Below are 16,167 nucleotides of genomic sequence, written 5' to 3' on the forward strand. Positions count from 1 at the left end.
TTCGTGCCAATGACCGTGATTAATTCTCAAATGTTCGTGAACTGGTCTCTTACCGTCCGAAAGGACGGCTAGACCGCGAGCTTCCGACGGAGGTCGGACAGACGGGAAACTACTGATGAATCCAGTATCTCGTCTCCCACTGCGATCCGCACGCCGCCGATTAGTGACGGGTCAACGTCGGCGTTGATCTTCAACTCACGGCCGTAGAGTCCGTTAAGAGAGGACTGCAGACGCGAAAGCTGCTCCTGGGTCAACGGACGGGCTGCCCGAACCTCGGCGATCCAGCGCTTCTGGCGCCCGGCGACGAGCTCCAGGAAACGTGCCACGAGGGCGCTGGGCTTCAGGCCACGCGGATGCGTGACTGCCTGGCGGATCAGCACCAGTGCTTCGGGAGTAGCCCCGGGCACCAGTGTCTCTGCCAGGCGGATCTTTGCCTCAGGCGATGCCTGCGGTTCAGACAGTGCCCGCTGCAGCTCGTGGCTGGAAGCTACCGTCCGGTTGAACCGGAGGAGGTCGTCTTCCAGGGTGTCGAGGCCGGCAAGGCCTGATCCCCTGTTTTCGGCCGTTGCTGAAACAACAGTGGCAGCCAGTTCCTCGAGCGCATCACCCAAGTCACGCGGAGACCGCCAACGCGAGGAGACCAGATCAGCCGCAATGGCCTCGGCGTCAGCCGAAACCTTGCCGCGTACCAGCTGTGAAACCAGCGCCGCCTTGGCATCGCTTTCACGGGCGGGGTCGGTCAGCGCGCGCCGGATACCGGCGCTGCTGTCGACAACGCCCAGGATTCCAAAGAGTTCCTCGGCCAGTGACAGCGAAGCAGACGGAAGCTTGGCTTCCAGGTGCTCATGCGCCACGGCCAGTGATTCGCTCGATACTCCTGCCATTACCTAGCTGCACCTGCGTTCTCGTTTTCCAGTTCCCCAAGGAAACGGTCAACCACGCGTGCAGCGCGGGCGTCATCCTCGAGCGTTTCGCCGATGATGCGTCCGGCCAGCTCGGTGGCCAGCGTGCCGACCTCAGCGCGGAGCGACGTAACAGCCGCCTGCCGCTCTGCAGCGATCTGCACCTGTGCCTGCTCGGTGATCCGTGCGGATTCCGCAGCTGCCTTGGCCTTCAGTTCCGCGAGGATCTGGGCGCCTTCGGCACGTGCTTCTTCACGGATGGTGTTGGCTTCTGCCCGGGCATCGGAAAGCTGTGCCTTGTACTCGTTCAGTGCCGCGCTGGCCTCAGCCTGAGCCTTCTCGGCCTTGGCGATGTTGCCTTCGATGGCTTCCGTCCGCTCTGCGAACGTCTTTTCGAAGGCCGGCACCACAAACTTGACGACGATGAACATCAGTATGGCGAAACTGACTCCCGTCACCAGGATTTCCCAGGGGTTGGGAATCAGGGGGTTGGCGCCTTCAGAGGCTGCCAACAGAACTACCTGATCCATAATTCACCCGTCCTATCTGCTTGGTGTGTCAGTGGGCTGTCTTTAGCCAAGGATGAACGCGAGAACCAGACCAAGGATAGCGAGTGCTTCGGTCAGTGCCAGACCCAGGAAGGCGATCGGCTGGAGGACGCGCTGTGCCTCCGGCTGGCGTGCAACGCCGCTGATGTAGGCGAAGAAGACAAGACCCACACCGATGGCGCCGCCGATAGCGGAGAGGCCATAGCCGATTGCGTTGAGGCTACCCGTGATTTCCATGTTCATTTTTCCTTTCAAGATGCCCTGAAGGGCAGGTTGCTTGGGGTTTCCCCGGAGGGAAGTTTTGGTTTTCCCTAAAGGGAAAGCTTAGTGATCGTCTGCCAGTGCGCCCTGGATGTAAATGGCGGTCAGCAGGGTGAAAACGTAGGCCTGGAGCACCATGATCAGTGCTTCAAGCATGTACATGGCGATGCCGCCACCCAGGACCAGCACTGAGGAAGCCTGGAGCAGGATGTTGTCCTGGAGGACCAGGAGGTATTCGATGCCGGCTCCGGCAAGCATGATGATCAGGTGCCCGGACATCATGGTGGCGAACAGACGCAGGCTGTGCGTGATCGGCCGGACCAGGAAGTTGGAGATGATCTCGATGGGAACCAGGACGGGAAGGATGTACCACGGCACGCCCGAAGGAACGGTGGCCTTCACGAAGTACTTCATGCCGTGCTTCTTGATGCCGATACCGATCCACGTGAAGTAGACGATGCCGGCAAGCAGGTATGCTCCGCCCGGATGGGAGAAGCTCGGCAACTGGATCAGCGGAATTGCACCGTAGATGTTGTTGACGAGGATGAAGAAGAACAGCGCGAAGAGGAACGGGACGTACTTGATGAATTCCCGCTCGCCGATCACATCCTTGGCGATGCTGTTACGGACAAAGCCGTACCCCGATTCGCCCAGGAACTGCAGCCGTCCCGGCACGAGCTTTCCCTTGCGGGAAGCGAGGATAAAGAACACGGCGATGATGATGACCGAGATGATGACCAGCAGCATCTGCTTGCCAATACCGGAACCGTATTCGGCGCCCCACGGGAAAATCTCAGGGAGGTGCATTTCGTCAATGGCCGGCGGAACGAATCCACCTTCATTAGTGGCCGGGAGTGCAAGCGCGATCAACGCGTTTCCTCTCTGCTGTGTCCTTCAGCGGGCGTGTGTATCGGGGCAAAGCTTGTTGCCCGGTCGAAAGTCTGTGGCATTACTGTTCGGCTTCTTCACGGTCGTGGGCTGGATGGCCGACGCTGGCTTTCGCAGGTTTGCTTCCGGTCAGGCCGTGCACTTTGGTCAGGTAGAATCCGGCGGCCGCTCCGAAGAGAAGACCGACGAGCACCAACCACTGAGTTTCGAACAGATTGTCCAAAAACCACCCTATCAAACCCCAGGCGACGATCCCGCCAATGATGTAACTGAAGACACGCATGCCGGAGTCGTAAGTGGACTCGGGGTCATAGTCAGGCTTTTCAGACATCCTTTTCCCCTTTATCAGATGGTGTATCCCCGGTTGCCGGATTCGTTCCCCGGTGCCCGTCGGCGTCGTCGTTGTACAGCTGGAAACGGATCCGGGAAAAGGCACGAATTTCCGCGGCCTGCCAGACCACTATGGTTCCGATCGCCGAGACGAAGAACCACGTGGCATCCAGCCAAGCCGGCCTGCCGATGAGCAGCAGCACCGCGGCGAAAACAACCACTTTGACGATGTAGATCAAAGCGAACATAGCCATGGCGCCGTGGGGGTTATTCCGGCCCACCACGTGGACGATCAGGAGGCTAACCCCGCTGAACGCAATGATGAGAACCCAGCCGAAGAGTGCGCTGCCCAGTCCCGCAATGCCGGAGGCAACCAGAGAAGCCGCCGCCAGGACCACAAACAGCATGCCCGTCCATTTCATGGACGTGGCAAAGATACCGAGCCAGGGATTGGAAGTGGGCCCTGAGGCGGCCAAGGGACGTCCAGTCTGGGCTCCGTCTGCGGGGCTCATAACTTTAGGAACATCCTTCGGGCCTGGGCGGGTGATAGCAGTGGCGCGGGATTCCGCGACTGAAAGAATTCTACAACAGATAGAAGTGCCCGTGCTCCGCGTCAGTCATGCCGGCTCACACATTGGTGCGCACGCGGCCGAAGATCCGGGGCGCGAGCAGGTAAAACACCACTACCGCAAGGGCGAACAGAGTGACGGCGACCTTGACCACATCGCCGGCCTCGGCGATGAGCAGGCCTGCCGCACCGGTTAGCAGCGTGCAGGCAGTCACAACCGACGCCGACTGCAGGTGACTGAGCCCGACGTCGGTCAGGCGCTGATAAACATGCTGGCGGTGTGCCGCGTACCAGCGCTCCCCCCGGCTCATGCGCCGCAGGAGGGTCGAGAAAGTGTCGGCGAGGTAGATGACAATCGGGAACAGCAGATACTCCACGTTGACGCCGGCCAGGAAGGCTGCCACGGCGATGCCGGAGATCGATGCCCCCAGGAGATAGCTGCCGACGTCGCCCATGAACACTGATCCGCGGCCCAGGTTCCACGGCAGGAAAGCGGCGAAGGCCGCCGCGGTGACCGCTCCGGCCACCGTCATCCACAGCTGGTCCCCCAGCACTCCGGCCACCGAGTACAGGACGCCCACCGTGATGCCGTGCAGCCCGGAGATTCCGTTCACGCCGTCCATGAAGTTGGCAACATTGATGTAGGCGGCGATGGCAAGGGCGCCGACCGGAATCCACCAGTAGCTCTGCCCCATGGTCCACACCAGGGCAGCGGTCCCGGCAATGCCCAGCAGCAGCTGCAGGCCTGCGCGGACCCGAACGGACAACCCGCGGAAATCCTCTATCCAGCCCAGCAGCGAGGCCAGGCCAATGACCGCCATCAGGATCAGCATTATGGAGCGGTCCACCGCCAGCAGACCGGTGGCCAGGGACAGCCCCAGCCCCAGCAGGACGCCGACGGCGATGGTGACGCCCACGCCGCGGATGATCACCTTGGAGTGGGAAGAGCGCTCATTGGGGATATCCAGGACACCAAGACGGCGCAGGAAGGGCACGAACAAAAACGGCAGCAGCAGGCTGGCGAGGAACGCCGCGCCGGTGCACAGGGCGAGCAGCATCAGCCGGTCCGCCGTTCAGCCGTTCCGCCGTTGTAGCGGTGCAGGCCGGCACGGTCCCGGGCGGCTGCGTCGCCGATGCCCGTGACCGGAGGCAGCGTCTCGCCGTGGGAATTCACACCGCATTTGAGCAGCCAGTCCTCGAACTTCAGGTCCGAGGGATCCAGCTCGTCCACCGCGGTGTGGGAAATCTTCGGGTGCAGCGGCCGGGAGTCATCCTCGCCGGTCCCCACCAGGATTTCATGCATCTTTTCGCCCTGCCGCAGGCCGGTGAAGACAATTTCGATGTCCTTGCCGGACATGGCAATCATGCGCTTGGCCACGTCCAGGATTTTCACCGGCTCGCCCATGTCCAGGATCAGGACTTCGCCGCCGCGGCCGATGGCGCCGGCCTGAATGACCAGCTGGCAGGCCTCGGGGATCGTCATGAAGAAGCGGGTGACCTCCGGGTCGGTCACGGTCAGGGGTCCGCCCTGGCGGATCTGCTCCGTGAACAGCGGCAGCATGGAGCCGCGGCTGCCAATCACGTTGCCGAACCGCACTGAGACGTAACGGTCCTTGGTGCTGCCGGCCATCCAGGCGGTGAGCTTTTCAGCCACGCGCTTGGAGTGGCCCAGCACCGTGGTGGGGTTTGCGGCCTTGTCCGTGGAAATGTTCACGAAGTACCGGACCTTGGCCTTCTTGGCTGCCCGCAGGACATTGGCCGTGCCCAGGACGTTCGTCTTCCAGGCCTCCTGCGGGTACTGCTCCAGCAGGGAGACGTGCTTGAGAGCTGCGGCGTGGAAAACGACGTCGGGACGCCGCTCGGAGAAGATTTGGTCCAGGGCTTCGGGGTCCCGGATGTCGGCCAGGACAGTGTCCTTGCCGTTGAGCAGGCCGTGCCCGGTAATGGAGAGCTGGGTGAGCTGCAGGCCGGTTTCATCCCGGTCAACCATGATCAGTTCAGCGGGGTCAAAAGCGGTGATCTGGCGGCACAGTTCCGAGCCGATGGAACCTCCGGCGCCGGTGACCAGGACCTTGCGTCCGGTGAGGTAGCCGGCCACTTCCTCCACATGGATGTCCACGGGACGGCGGCCGATGAGGTCTTCGACGGCGACCTCGCGGAAATCGGTCAGCCCGGCGCCGGCGCCCTTGCTGAGCATGTCCTTCAGCGGCGGCAGCACCAGCACCCGCAGGTTCAGCCCCTCGGCGGTGTCGGTGACCTGCCGCACCTGGCGGGCTTCGACGTCGGCGATTGCAATGATCAGGGTGGTGGCGCGGGTTCGCTGCACAATCTCGCGCAGGTCCTCCAGCCGGCCCAGCACCGGAACCGTGGACAGGCGCAGGTGCTTCTTGGCCGGGTCATCATCGATCAGGCCAACGGGGTAAAAGGGGGAATCGGGATCCTTCATCATGCGGGTGACCAGCGAACTGCCCAGGAAACCGGCTCCGTACACGAGGGCGCGCTGGGCCTCGTCGCCCGGCCGGGCCTTGCCCTCCACATACATGCGCTTCAGGTAGCGGATGGCAGCCATGAACAGGCAGGCAAACGGGAAGGCGATCATGCCGGTGGAGCGGGGAATGTCGATGGTCAGGCCGAAGAGTGCGCTTACCAGGACCAGGATGACGGCGACAACCAGGGTGACCATGGCCAGCAGCCGCATTTCGTGGAAGCTGCCGAAGCTGTACCGGCCGCGGTACAGGGCGAAGGAATATCCGACCACCAGCTGCACCAGGACGGCCACACCGCAGAAGACTGCGAGGCCGCCGAAATTGATCTGGTCCACCGTCAGTTCATAGCGCAGAACCAGTGCCAGGACCACTGCCACAATCCAGGCCAGGGAGTCCAGGATGTACTGTGACCACAGCCACAATGCGGGCTTTTCCTCGCGGAAGGACCCGCTTTCGTCCGTGCTTTTCTGCCTCATAATCCTCAACGGGTATTTCCCCGGTTCTCTTCTCGATGGTTGCAACACAGTTCGGAAGAATCCGGTGTAATAGACTGGAATCTCATCTGCATTCTAACTGCACACCCTTCTCCGTTCGGCTTGTGCCGCGCATCCGGGTTGCCTCGAAAGGACCATTTTGCCGGACTCCGTGGCCGTAGCAGCAGTAACTTTCGACCGCCCAGACGACGTATCCACCCTCCTGGACTCGCTGGCTGCCCAGAGCGCCAACATTACGTCAGTATCCTTGGTGGACTCAGGGAAGACTCCGGTTCAGGATATCGCTGAAGCCTCGCCGGCGCCGGTCACCTACATCCGTTCCAACACCAACCTCGGCGGTGCCGGCGGTTTTTCGCTGGCCATCCTCTCCGCCATGGCCTCGGGTGCCGACTGGATCTGGATCATGGATGACGACGCGCATCCAGAGGACCCCAACTGCCTGGCCGCCCTGCTCGAAGCCGCACAGGAACACCGGATGGACGTGGTCCTTCCCCTGGTGGTGGCCCCGGGACAGCCGGACACCCTTTCCTTCCACTTCCGGCTCGACGGCAAGCTCACGCACAGCCGTGCCGAAGTTGAAAAGCTGGGCTTCATTCCCGACGTCGGACACTTCTTCAACGGCGCGCTGATCCGCGCCGATGTCTTCTTTCGCGTTGGCCTGCCGGACCTGCGCCTGTTCATCCGCGGAGATGAGACGGACTTCATGATCCGCCTGCGCCGCGCCGGGATCCGATTTGGGACAGTCACCTCCGTGGCCCTGACCCATCCCGCGGCATGGGCGGAGGTGCAGCAGGTGGCCGGTGACCGACTGCATGTGCTGGTTCCCGAAAACGCCTTCAAGCAATTCTACTTCTACCGCAACCGCGGCCACCTGACCTGGAAGTACAAGCGGCTGCGGTCCTTCGCCGCGGACGCCGTGGGCTATCCCGTGCACTTCGCCAGGACCCGCGACCCGCGCGGTTTCGCCGCGTGGCTGCGTGCTTACGCTGCAGGTATGCGCGGACGCCGGTTCGGACCACCGTCGGACTTCGGGTTCTGACATGACCGCCGCCCAGGGTTCCACTGAAACTGCCGAGCTGACGCTTGTCATCACCACGTTCAACCGTTCCGGTTACCTGCGGGGCCTGCTGGATTCCGTGTCCGCGCTTGAGTCCGGACCGGAGCGGATCATTGTGGTGGACAACGCAAGCACCGATGACACGCAGGACGTCCTCGCCGCTGCTGCCAAGCAGCTGACCGTTCCGCTGGTGAACCTGCGCCTGCCCGTCAATGCCGGCGGTGCCGGGGGCTTCGCGGCGGGCGTGGAACGCGCCCTCGCCGAAGGTGCGTCCTGGCTGTGGCTGATGGACGACGACGTCGCCATCCTTCCCGGCGCGGTGGACGCGCTGCGCAAATGGACCGGCACGTATGAGTGCATCCACGGGCGGCGCCTGGACGGGGCGGGGCGGCCCTTCTTCTGGCAGCACCGCTTCCTGCCCTTCCTGGGCATCCATGTCCCGGTCCGCGGGAACGTCTTCCGGGACTCGCCGGTGTTTGCCACCAATGTGGGCTGCTTCGAGGGCATGCTGATTTCCGCTGACCTGGTCCGCCGCATCGGCCTTCCGGACGAGCGCTACTTCATCAACGGCGACGACGAAATCTATGGCTGGCTGGCCTCCCGCCTGACAGACGTGGCCTACGTCAATGACTTTGTGCTGCAGAAGGTCCGCCCGCAGAAGCAGATTGACCTGGGCATCAGGCACCTGAATGACTCCAGCGACCTGAGCCGCTTCTATTCCATGCGCAACCGCGGCCACACCGCCCACTATCTGCAGGTGCACGGGCAGTTCAGCCGTCCGGGCTTTGCCCTGGGCACCGTGCTGACCGCTGCCAAGGAACTTCTGCGGCTGCTCGCCGTCGAGCACCGGCTCACCGGCGTGGCCAGCCTGTGGCGCGGTTGGCGTGAAAGCCGCAGCATCCTGCACGATGGATCATGGCAGCCCATGCCGCCGCTTGTTCCAGCTCCGCCCAAATGATCGGAAAGCACCAGGTTTGACGCAGCACCCTTCCCCGCAGGAATCCGAAGTCCAGCAGTCCAACGAGTCCGACCGGCCTGAGCGCCCTGGCCGGCCTGAGCGCCCTGGCCGGTCTGAGCAGTTTGACCGGCCTGAGCAGTTTGACCACCCCGCGCAGTCCCCGAACCGCCGGCAGCCGCTCTGGGTGGTGCTCGGCTCCTCCGGTTTCATTGGCGGCGCCGTGTGCGCAAAGCTGAGGGAAGCCGGAATCACGGTCCGGAGCGTCCCGGCTCCCCGGCTGGAATCCGCTGCCGCTGATGCGGCGGGCCTGCTGGATGAGGCCGCTGACCTGCAGGATGTGCGGGCGAGCCTGACGGCGGCCTTCGCCGGCGCCGAGGTGGTGGTCAACGCCGCCGGACTGGCCACGCCGGGCGGGGCCGACTCCCCCGCGCTGCGCGGTGCCAATTCGCTGCTTCCGGTGGTGATTGCCGATGCAGCCGACGACGCGGGTGTCCGCCGCTTCATCCATCTCAGCAGCGCAGCCGTCCAGGGGCACCGCCCGTTCCTTGACGAAACCAGCTACGTGCAGCCCTTCTCCGCCTATTCCCGGTCCAAGGCCCTGGGCGAACGGGCCCTGGCTGCCCGGGGCGCCGGTTCCTGCAATACAGTGACCATCCGCGCCACCTCAGTCCAGGGGCCGCGTCGCCCCACCACGGCGAAGCTTGTGCGGCTGGCTTCTTCTCCCCTTGCCACCGTTGCGGGGAGCGGCTCAGCTCCGTCGCCGGTCAGCTCGGTGGATTCCCTGGTGCAGTATGTCCTCACAGTCGGGCAGCATTCCGGAACCGTTCCCGCCGTCGTGCTCCAGCCCTGGGAACAGTCGACCGTGGCGGGCGTGCTGGAAGCCGCCGGCGGACGGAAGCCGCGGCGGCTGCCGGCCTGGCTGTGCCGGAGCGCGCTGTGGAGCGGCTACAAAGTGTCCTCCCTCGCGGGAGAACGGCTGCACGGTCCGCTGCGCCGCCTTGAGATGATGTGGTTTGGGCAGCGGCAGGTTCCGGGCTGGGCCGAAAAGACGGGCAACGTTCCGGAGCCCCGGGTGCAGGAAGTTCTTCGTTCCGTGCACGGCCGGGAACCCGCGGACCGCTAGTCCGGCAGCTGGGCCGGCAGTTAGGCCGCGTCCTCCGCGGGACCCTGCACGCCCGGCACAACTTCCTGCAGGCGCTCCAGGCTGATCGCGCCGAGGCGGACCACGCGAAGAGTCTCGGAGGTGGCGTCCACGATGGTCGAGGGCACCCCGGGTTCGCCGTGCTCAGGCCGGTGCCCGGCTTCAAGGTAGACCTCCACGGACTCGCCCAGCTGCTCTCGGGCTTCTTCTGCGGTCTGCGCGGCGGGGTTTCCGGTGCGGTTGGCCGAGGAGACGGCCATGGGCCCGGTCAGGGCCAGCAGCTCCAGCGCAGTGCTGTCATCGGGCATGCGCAGGGCCACGGTGCCCAGGGTATCGCCCAGATCCCAGGTGAGGGACGGCTGGGACTGGAAGATCAGGGTCAGGCCGCCGGGCCAGAAAGCCTCGGCCAGGGCGCGGGCATCCGCGGAGACATCCACGGCCAGTCCGTCCATGGTCTGCATCCGGGGAATCAGCACGGGCGGCGGCATGGACCGGCCCCGCCCCTTCGCCGCGAGCAGCGTTGCCACGGCCTGCGGAGAAAAGGCGTCGGCGCCAATTCCGTAAACGGTGTCGGTGGGCAGGACCACGCACTGCTTGGCGGCAACGGCCTGCTGCGCTTTGGCCAGGCCCTCGCTTCGGCTCTGAGGATCAGTGCAGTCGTAAGTGGTAGTCACGGGCGTCTTTCATTCCTTCGTTTCGGATGGTTCACGTAAATTCAAATGTGGGGCGGGGTGCCTCAGGCGGCCGACGCCGTCCGCACCGCGGAGGTGGCCCGCGGGCGGCCGTTGAGGTCAGTATGGGAAGCAACGTCCCGCCAGCAGGGCTCCGCAGAGAGCAGTGCAGCGATCCGTTCGGCCTGGACCTCGGCGTGTTCCATCACAAAGTACCCCGCCGGCAGCAGCAGCCGGGCGGCGGTGCGGGCAGCAGCCATCGGCAGTTCCAGCCCGTCCTGCCCTCCTCCGTACAGTGCCATGGCCGGGTCATGCTCGGCGGCTTCAGGTTCGTTGGGGACGGCATCAGCGGGAACGTAGGGCGGGTTGGACACCACCACGTCAAAGGTTCCGTCTTCATCCGCCAGTGCGGTCCGCAGGTCTGCGTGCAGGAGGCGGATTCCCAGCGGGTCCAGGTTGCGGCGGGCCCAGGCCAGGGCCAGCGGGCTCAGTTCGACGGCGGACACCTCCGCTTCCGGAACCTCGGAGGCCAGCGCTGCGGCGATCGCACCGGAACCGGTGCCAAGGTCCACGGCCCGAACCGGTGACTTGCCGGCGGCGAGGACGCCGCGGATCCGGTCGATGGCCAGCTGGGCCACTGTCTCGGTCTCCGGCCGCGGAACGAACACGCCCGGCCCCACCTTCAGCTCCAGGTAGCGGAAGGATGCGGTGCCGGTCAGGTGCTGCAGCGGGATGCGGGCGGCACGCTCTGCCACGAGCTCGGCGTACCCCTCAGGCACCGGGGCGTCGGTGAACGCCAGCGCCTTGACCCGGCCGCGTGACTCCCCCAGCAGATGGGCGGCCAGCAGCTCGGCGTCGACGGCCGGGCTGGGCACCCCGGCCGCAGCCAAGGTGGCAGTAGCCTCGCGCAGGGCCGCTGCCAGCGTGGTGGATTCCATGGGCAGGTTAGTTCTCGTCACCAATGGCGTCGAGGCGGGCCTGTTCATCCATCTCGATGGCTGCCTGCACCACTGCCTCCAGTTCACCGTTCAGCACGGTGTCCAGGTTGTAGGCCTTGTAGCCGGTGCGGTGGTCCACGATCCGGTTTTCCGGGTAGTTGTACGTGCGGATGCGCTCGGAGCGGTCCATGGTGCGGATCTGGGACTTGCGGATGTCCGAGTTCGCGGCGTCGATCTTCTCCTGCTCATGCGCCAGGATGCGCGAACGCAGCACGCGCATGGCGGCTTCACGGTTCTGCAGCTGCGACTTCTCGTTCTGCATGGCCACCACGATGCCCGTGGGCAGGTGGGTAATGCGGACGGCGGAGTCGGTGGTATTCACTGACTGGCCGCCGGGGCCGGAGGACCGGTAGACGTCAATCTTGAGGTCGTTCTGGTTGATCTCGACTTCTTCGGGCTCGTCCACTTCAGGCAGCACCAGCACGCCGGCAGCCGAGGTGTGGATACGTCCCTGGGACTCCGTGACGGGGACGCGCTGCACACGGTGCACGCCGCCCTCGTACTTCAGGCGTGCGTAGACGCCCTCGGCGGGGTCATTCGAGTTGCCCTTGATCGCCATGGAGACGTCCTTGTAGCCGCCCAAGTCTGACTCAGTGGCCGAGATAATCTCGGTGCGCCAGCCGCGGTGCTCCGCGTAGCGGGTGTACATGCGCAGCAGATCACCGGCAAACAGGGCTGCTTCATCGCCGCCTTCACCGCCCTTGACCTCGATGATGACATCGCGGCCGTCATTGGGGTCGCGGGGAATCAGCAGGCGGCGCAGGGTCTCCTGGGCGTCGTCGAGCTGTTCCTTCAGGACCGGAACCTCGGCGGCAAATTCGGGATCCTCGCCTGCCATCTCCGAAGCGGCCGCAAGGTCGTCTTCAAGGGCGTGCCACTTGTTGTAGGCGTCCACAATGCGGCTGAGTTCGGCGTAGCGCCGCCCAAGCCGCCGGGCCAGGCCCTGGTCCGCATGCACTGCGGGATCGGAAAGCCGCAGCTGCAGCTCTGCGTGCTCATCCAACAGACCCTGTATGGACTCAAACATGTTTTACGTTCCTCTTTCGACGGTGGATCCGGTCCCGAACCGGGACGGATCCGTGACAATTTCACGACGGATAATTTTCCAACTGCCTTCAGCAGTTTATCCGTGCACAGCGTCCGGGCGTGCGCCGCGAATGGACCTGCGCGTTAACTGCCAAGCCGCCCAGACTCCGGCACATCCGCAAAGAGCGGAGGCCGGAGTATGAGCGGCTTGGTAAGGCAGCTAGTTGTCCTTGGTGCCCAAGGTGGTCTGCTGGACCTGCATCAGGAACTCAACGTTGGACTGCGTCTCCCGGATCTTTCCGGTGAGCAGTTCAAGCGCCTGCTGCGTGTCCAGGCCGGACAGGACGCGGCGGAGCTTCCACATGATCTTGACTTCATCAGGCGAGAGCAGGTTCTCTTCGCGGCGGGTACCGGACGCGTTGACGTCCACGGCCGGGAAGATGCGCTTGTCCGCGAGGTTGCGGGACAGGCGCAGTTCCATGTTGCCGGTGCCCTTGAATTCCTCGAAGATCACTTCGTCCATCTTGGATCCGGTTTCCACCAGGGCCGTGGCCAGGATGGTCAGCGAACCGCCGTTTTCGATGTTGCGGGCAGCACCGAAGAAACGCTTGGGCGGGTACAGTGCGGACGAATCCACACCACCGGAAAGGATACGGCCCGACGCCGGAGCGGCCAGGTTGTAGGCACGGCCCAGGCGGGTCATGGAGTCCAGGAGGACGACGACGTCGTTCCCCATTTCCACGAGGCGCTTTGCCCGCTCGATGGCGAGTTCGGCAACCGTGGTGTGGTCATCGGCGGGACGGTCGAAGGTGGAGGCAATAACCTCGCCCTTCACCGTGCGCTGCATGTCCGTGACCTCTTCAGGGCGTTCGTCCACCAGGACCATCATGAGGTGGACCTCAGGATTGTTGATCGTGATGGCGTTGGCGATTGCCTGCAGGATGAGGGTCTTACCGGCCTTGGGCGGGGAAACGATCAGGCCGCGCTGGCCCTTGCCGATCGGAGCCACGAGGTCGATGACACGCGGGCCGATCACCTTGGCGGAGGTTTCCAGGCGCAGGCGCTCGGAGGGGTACAGGGGAACCAGCTTGGAGAACTCCACGCGGTCCTTGTTGTCCTCGGCCGGCTTGCCGTTGACGGAGGTCAGGCGGACCAGGGCGTTGAACTTCTGGCGCTGGTTGCCGCCCTGGTTTTCACCTTCACGCGGTGCGCGGATGGCGCCGACGACGGCGTCACCCTTGCGCAGGTTGTACTTCTTGACCTGGGCCAGGGAAACATACACATCGTTCGGGCCCGGCAGGTAGCCGGAGGTCCGGACGAAAGCGTAATTTTCGAGGACGTCCAGGATGCCGGCTACGGGCAGCAGGACGTCATCTTCGGTGACCTCGACGTCGTCCACATCCGGGTTCTGGTTCCGGTTGCGGCGGCGCTCGTTGCGGTCCCGGAAACGATCGTTGCGGTCATTGCGGTCGCCGCGGTCGTTCCGGTCATTGCGGTTGCGGTTGCGGCGGTTGCGTCCGCGCCCGTTCTCGTCGTTGTCGTCACGGCTGTCGCGGCTGTTATTGTCGCGGTCGCTGCGGCTGTTGTCACGGTCCGCACGGCTGTTGTCACGGTCCGCACGGTTGCTGTCGCGGTCGCTGCGGTTGTTGTCACGCTCCGCGCGGTTGTTGTCGCGGTTGTTCTCGCGCTCCGCGCGGTTGCTGTCGCGGTTGTTCTCGCGGTCGCCCCGGTTGTTCTCACGCCGGTTTTCACGGGCGTTGTCGCGGTTGTTCTCACGGGAGTTCTCCCGGTTGTTCTCGCGATTGCGGTCCTCGGAGGCGGAACCGTTTGCCGAAGCGCCCGTTCCGTTCTCGGAAGCGGACGGTGCTGCCTCGGGAGCCTGCGTCTCCGGCTTGGAGTCCGTCCGGCTGTTTTCCGAGGTGCCGTCGCTGTCAGCGCGGCGGCTGCGTGAACGGCGGTTGCTGCGCTCGCGCTGCGGCTGCTCCTCGCGACGGCTTTCCTCGCGCGGGGTCTCCTCACGCGGAGCATCGGCCTGCGCCGGCTCGCTCTGCGCAGGTGCTTCCGCGGCCGGTGCAGTGACAACGCCGTCACTGGCAGCACGGCGGTTACGGTTGCGGGTACGGGCAGGACGCTCGGGGGCGGACTGCTCAGCGGCGGGGGCTTCGGCCGCGGCCGGAGCGGCCTTGGCGACGTCAGCCTGGGGGGCTTCGGTCTTGGCACCGCGCACCGGGCGGTCGGCTACTGCGCCGCCGCGCTGATGGTTGGAGATGGCGGTCACGAGATCGCCCTTGCGCATGCGCGAACCGCCGGTGATGCCAAGCTGTCCGGCCAGTGCCTGCAGCTGGGCGAGCTTAAGGCCGGCCAGTCCTGAGCTTTTTGAAGTCGCTTCGCCGTTGTTTCCGGCGGTAGCTGAGTCCACACCTGTTGTCAGGTCAGTGGTGTCTGTCACGAAGGATCCTTCCCCCTCGTCGGGCGGTCCGGCGCAGTGCCGGCCGCGGATGATTGGCCCTGGTTCCCCTATGGTCAGACATGGGGGTCAGGGTTCGCCGGTCCGGCATGTGCCGGGCAACGGCGAATCTACTTGGGTGCCTCTTGGAAAGAAATCCACAGGGGTTTGGTCAGCTTCGCTGCCGAACTTGCGGCATTCAAGGGAACTGACCTTTTCTTGGCAGTACCCGGAAGGCTGCACCGAGAATTTGAGCTCCCGCACTTGAAACAGTTTTCAACACGGTGTTTGGACACTATGCCCTTGACAACGGGTTTTCAACAAATTTCAGGGCGGCCCAGAAGCGGACGGCCTGGATACGGGTGCACAAAAGACGGTTAGTACCGCTGGTGCACTTCCACTCTAGCACCATCTCGGTCCACACTCAGCCGTAAAACACGCCAGAATTCGCCGCTTTCAGCGGCCTTCAGATGCTCGGCAATCAGTGTCTCGGCCCGCTGCGCAGAGGCGGCCCCGTGGGCCAGTGCCATGACGGTGGGCCCGGCGCCCGAGATGACAGCAGCAATCCCGTTGGCGCGCAGGTGCCTCATCAGTGCAGCACTGGGTGCCATGGCCGCTGCGCGGTAATCCTGATGCAGGAAATCCACGGTTCCCGCCGGCAAGAGCGCGGGCTCCGAGGACAGGGCATGGATGAGCAGGGCAGCCCGCCCTGAGTTCGCTGCAGCGTCCGGATGCGGAACCTGCGCAGGAAGCAGGCCGCGGGCGCTCTCCGTGGACAGTTCAGTGGCCGGCACTGCCGCCACCGGGATGATGTCCGCGTGAACGGGCGCAGTGACGGACCGGAATTTGCCCTCTTCTTCCCAGGAGATCGCCAGCCCGCCGGCCAGTGCCGGTGCCACGTTGTCCGGGTGGCCTTCCAGCCGGGAGCACACGTCCAGCAGGGCTTCGGCATTCAGCCGGTGTCCGGCCGGCAGCAGTGCGTTGCCCGCCAGCACTCCGGACACGATGGCAGAGGCCGAAGAGCCCAGGCCGCGGCCGTGCGGAATGACGTTTTCGGCGTTCAGTTGCACGCCCGGCAGGCAGAACCCTGCGGACTCCACGGTTTCCCGGATGGTCTTCACCACCAGGTGGGTGTCATCGGTGGGCAGTGTGGCCGCACCTTCCCCGCTGATGCTCACCAGGGTGCCCGGCTCCGCCGAGGTCCGGACCCGCACGGTGTCATACAGGCCCACCGCCAGGCCCAGGCTGTCAAAGCCCGGGCCCAGATTGGCGCTGGTGGCCGGCACCCGGACCGTTATGTCCTGGCCGGCGGCCACTGCGGGGGCTGCGCCGGCTCGGGACGCTGTCCCGGCCTCAGCGCGCGGAAGTGCTGCGGAATCGCTCACGTGCATGT

At 64.7% G+C, this 16,167-nt stretch carries 15 protein-coding genes and 1 pseudogene; 3 read left to right on the top strand and 13 right to left on the bottom strand.

Translation table 11 applies throughout. The features are described from left to right. Window positions 1-68: 68 nt before the first annotated feature. The 8 genes from AC4D2Q_RS00455 to AC4D2Q_RS00490 all read right to left on the bottom strand — a co-directional run bounded on the left by AC4D2Q_RS00455 (window position 69) and on the right by AC4D2Q_RS00490 (window position 6,459). Window positions 69-884, bottom strand: coding sequence for a F0F1 ATP synthase subunit delta (locus tag AC4D2Q_RS00455; protein WP_490926719.1), 816 nt, complete (start codon window positions 882-884; stop codon window positions 69-71). After that, window positions 884-1,432 carry a F0F1 ATP synthase subunit B gene (locus tag AC4D2Q_RS00460; protein WP_490926718.1) on the bottom strand — a complete coding sequence of 183 codons (549 nt, stop codon included), beginning with the start codon at window positions 1,430-1,432 and terminating at the stop codon, window positions 884-886. Before AC4D2Q_RS00460 ends, AC4D2Q_RS00455 begins: the two co-directional genes overlap by 1 nt. Before the next feature lie 42 nt (window positions 1,433-1,474). Beyond that, entirely contained in the window at window positions 1,475-1,687 is a 213-nt protein-coding gene (locus AC4D2Q_RS00465) for a F0F1 ATP synthase subunit C (RefSeq protein ID WP_342024192.1), read from the bottom strand. Window positions 1,688-1,774: 87 nt separating this feature from the next. Next, entirely contained in the window at window positions 1,775-2,581 is an 807-nt protein-coding gene (gene atpB, locus AC4D2Q_RS00470) for a F0F1 ATP synthase subunit A (RefSeq protein ID WP_490926717.1), read from the bottom strand. Window positions 2,582-2,660: 79 nt separating this feature from the next. Continuing rightward, window positions 2,661-2,930 carry an AtpZ/AtpI family protein gene (locus AC4D2Q_RS00475; protein ID WP_490926716.1) on the bottom strand — a complete coding sequence of 90 codons (270 nt, stop codon included), beginning with the start codon at window positions 2,928-2,930 and terminating at the stop codon, window positions 2,661-2,663. Then, on the bottom strand, window positions 2,923-3,441 hold the full coding sequence (locus tag AC4D2Q_RS00480; protein ID WP_490944153.1) for a Cg1360 family ATP-synthase-associated protein: 519 nt from the start codon (window positions 3,439-3,441) through the stop codon (window positions 2,923-2,925). The genes AC4D2Q_RS00475 and AC4D2Q_RS00480 overlap by 8 nt, the downstream gene beginning before the upstream one ends. Window positions 3,442-3,556: 115 nt before the next feature. After that, entirely contained in the window at window positions 3,557-4,555 is a 999-nt protein-coding gene (locus AC4D2Q_RS00485) for an MraY family glycosyltransferase (protein WP_490944155.1), read from the bottom strand. Beyond that, the gene (locus tag AC4D2Q_RS00490; protein ID WP_490944157.1) at window positions 4,555-6,459 is read right to left on the bottom strand and encodes a polysaccharide biosynthesis protein; all 1,905 of its coding nucleotides are present in this window, start codon (window positions 6,457-6,459) and stop codon (window positions 4,555-4,557) included. The genes AC4D2Q_RS00485 and AC4D2Q_RS00490 overlap by 1 nt, the downstream gene beginning before the upstream one ends. 157 nt (window positions 6,460-6,616) lie before the next feature. Between AC4D2Q_RS00490 and AC4D2Q_RS00495 the strand changes: the two genes are divergently transcribed. The 3 genes from AC4D2Q_RS00495 to AC4D2Q_RS00505 are packed head-to-tail and all read left to right on the top strand — an operon-like array spanning window position 6,617 to window position 9,615. Then, window positions 6,617-7,516, top strand: coding sequence for a glycosyltransferase (locus AC4D2Q_RS00495; RefSeq protein WP_490944158.1), 900 nt, complete (start codon window positions 6,617-6,619; stop codon window positions 7,514-7,516). Window position 7,517: 1 nt separating this feature from the next. Then, window positions 7,518-8,492, top strand: a complete 975-nt coding sequence (locus tag AC4D2Q_RS00500) for a glycosyltransferase (protein WP_490944160.1) — start codon at window positions 7,518-7,520, stop codon at window positions 8,490-8,492. A gap of 16 nt (window positions 8,493-8,508) precedes the next feature. Then, window positions 8,509-9,615, top strand: a complete 1,107-nt coding sequence (locus AC4D2Q_RS00505) for an NAD-dependent epimerase/dehydratase family protein (protein WP_490944162.1) — start codon at window positions 8,509-8,511, stop codon at window positions 9,613-9,615. A gap of 32 nt (window positions 9,616-9,647) precedes the next feature. Here AC4D2Q_RS00505 and AC4D2Q_RS00510 read toward each other — a convergent pair. The 5 genes and pseudogenes from AC4D2Q_RS00510 to thrB all read right to left on the bottom strand — a co-directional run. After that, a pseudogene (locus tag AC4D2Q_RS00510) lies at window positions 9,648-10,307 on the bottom strand (L-threonylcarbamoyladenylate synthase); the annotation flags it as partial. A 62-nt stretch (window positions 10,308-10,369) separates the two neighbouring features. Further along, a complete protein-coding gene (gene prmC, locus AC4D2Q_RS00515; RefSeq protein WP_490944163.1) occupies window positions 10,370-11,242 on the bottom strand; it encodes a peptide chain release factor N(5)-glutamine methyltransferase in 873 nt (290 codons plus the stop codon). A gap of 7 nt (window positions 11,243-11,249) precedes the next feature. Continuing rightward, window positions 11,250-12,329: a peptide chain release factor 1 gene (prfA, locus tag AC4D2Q_RS00520; protein WP_490926709.1), complete on the bottom strand. Its 1,080-nt coding sequence runs from the start codon at window positions 12,327-12,329 to the stop codon at window positions 11,250-11,252. 219 nt (window positions 12,330-12,548) lie between these two features. Further along, the gene (rho, locus tag AC4D2Q_RS00525) at window positions 12,549-14,777 is read right to left on the bottom strand and encodes a transcription termination factor Rho (RefSeq protein WP_490944165.1); all 2,229 of its coding nucleotides are present in this window, start codon (window positions 14,775-14,777) and stop codon (window positions 12,549-12,551) included. Between the two features lie 374 nt (window positions 14,778-15,151). Further along, the gene (thrB, locus tag AC4D2Q_RS00530) at window positions 15,152-16,159 is read right to left on the bottom strand and encodes a homoserine kinase (RefSeq protein ID WP_490944166.1); all 1,008 of its coding nucleotides are present in this window, start codon (window positions 16,157-16,159) and stop codon (window positions 15,152-15,154) included. Window positions 16,160-16,167: the final 8 nt, after the last annotated feature.

The organism is Arthrobacter sp. TJ-178, from assembly GCF_058269275.1.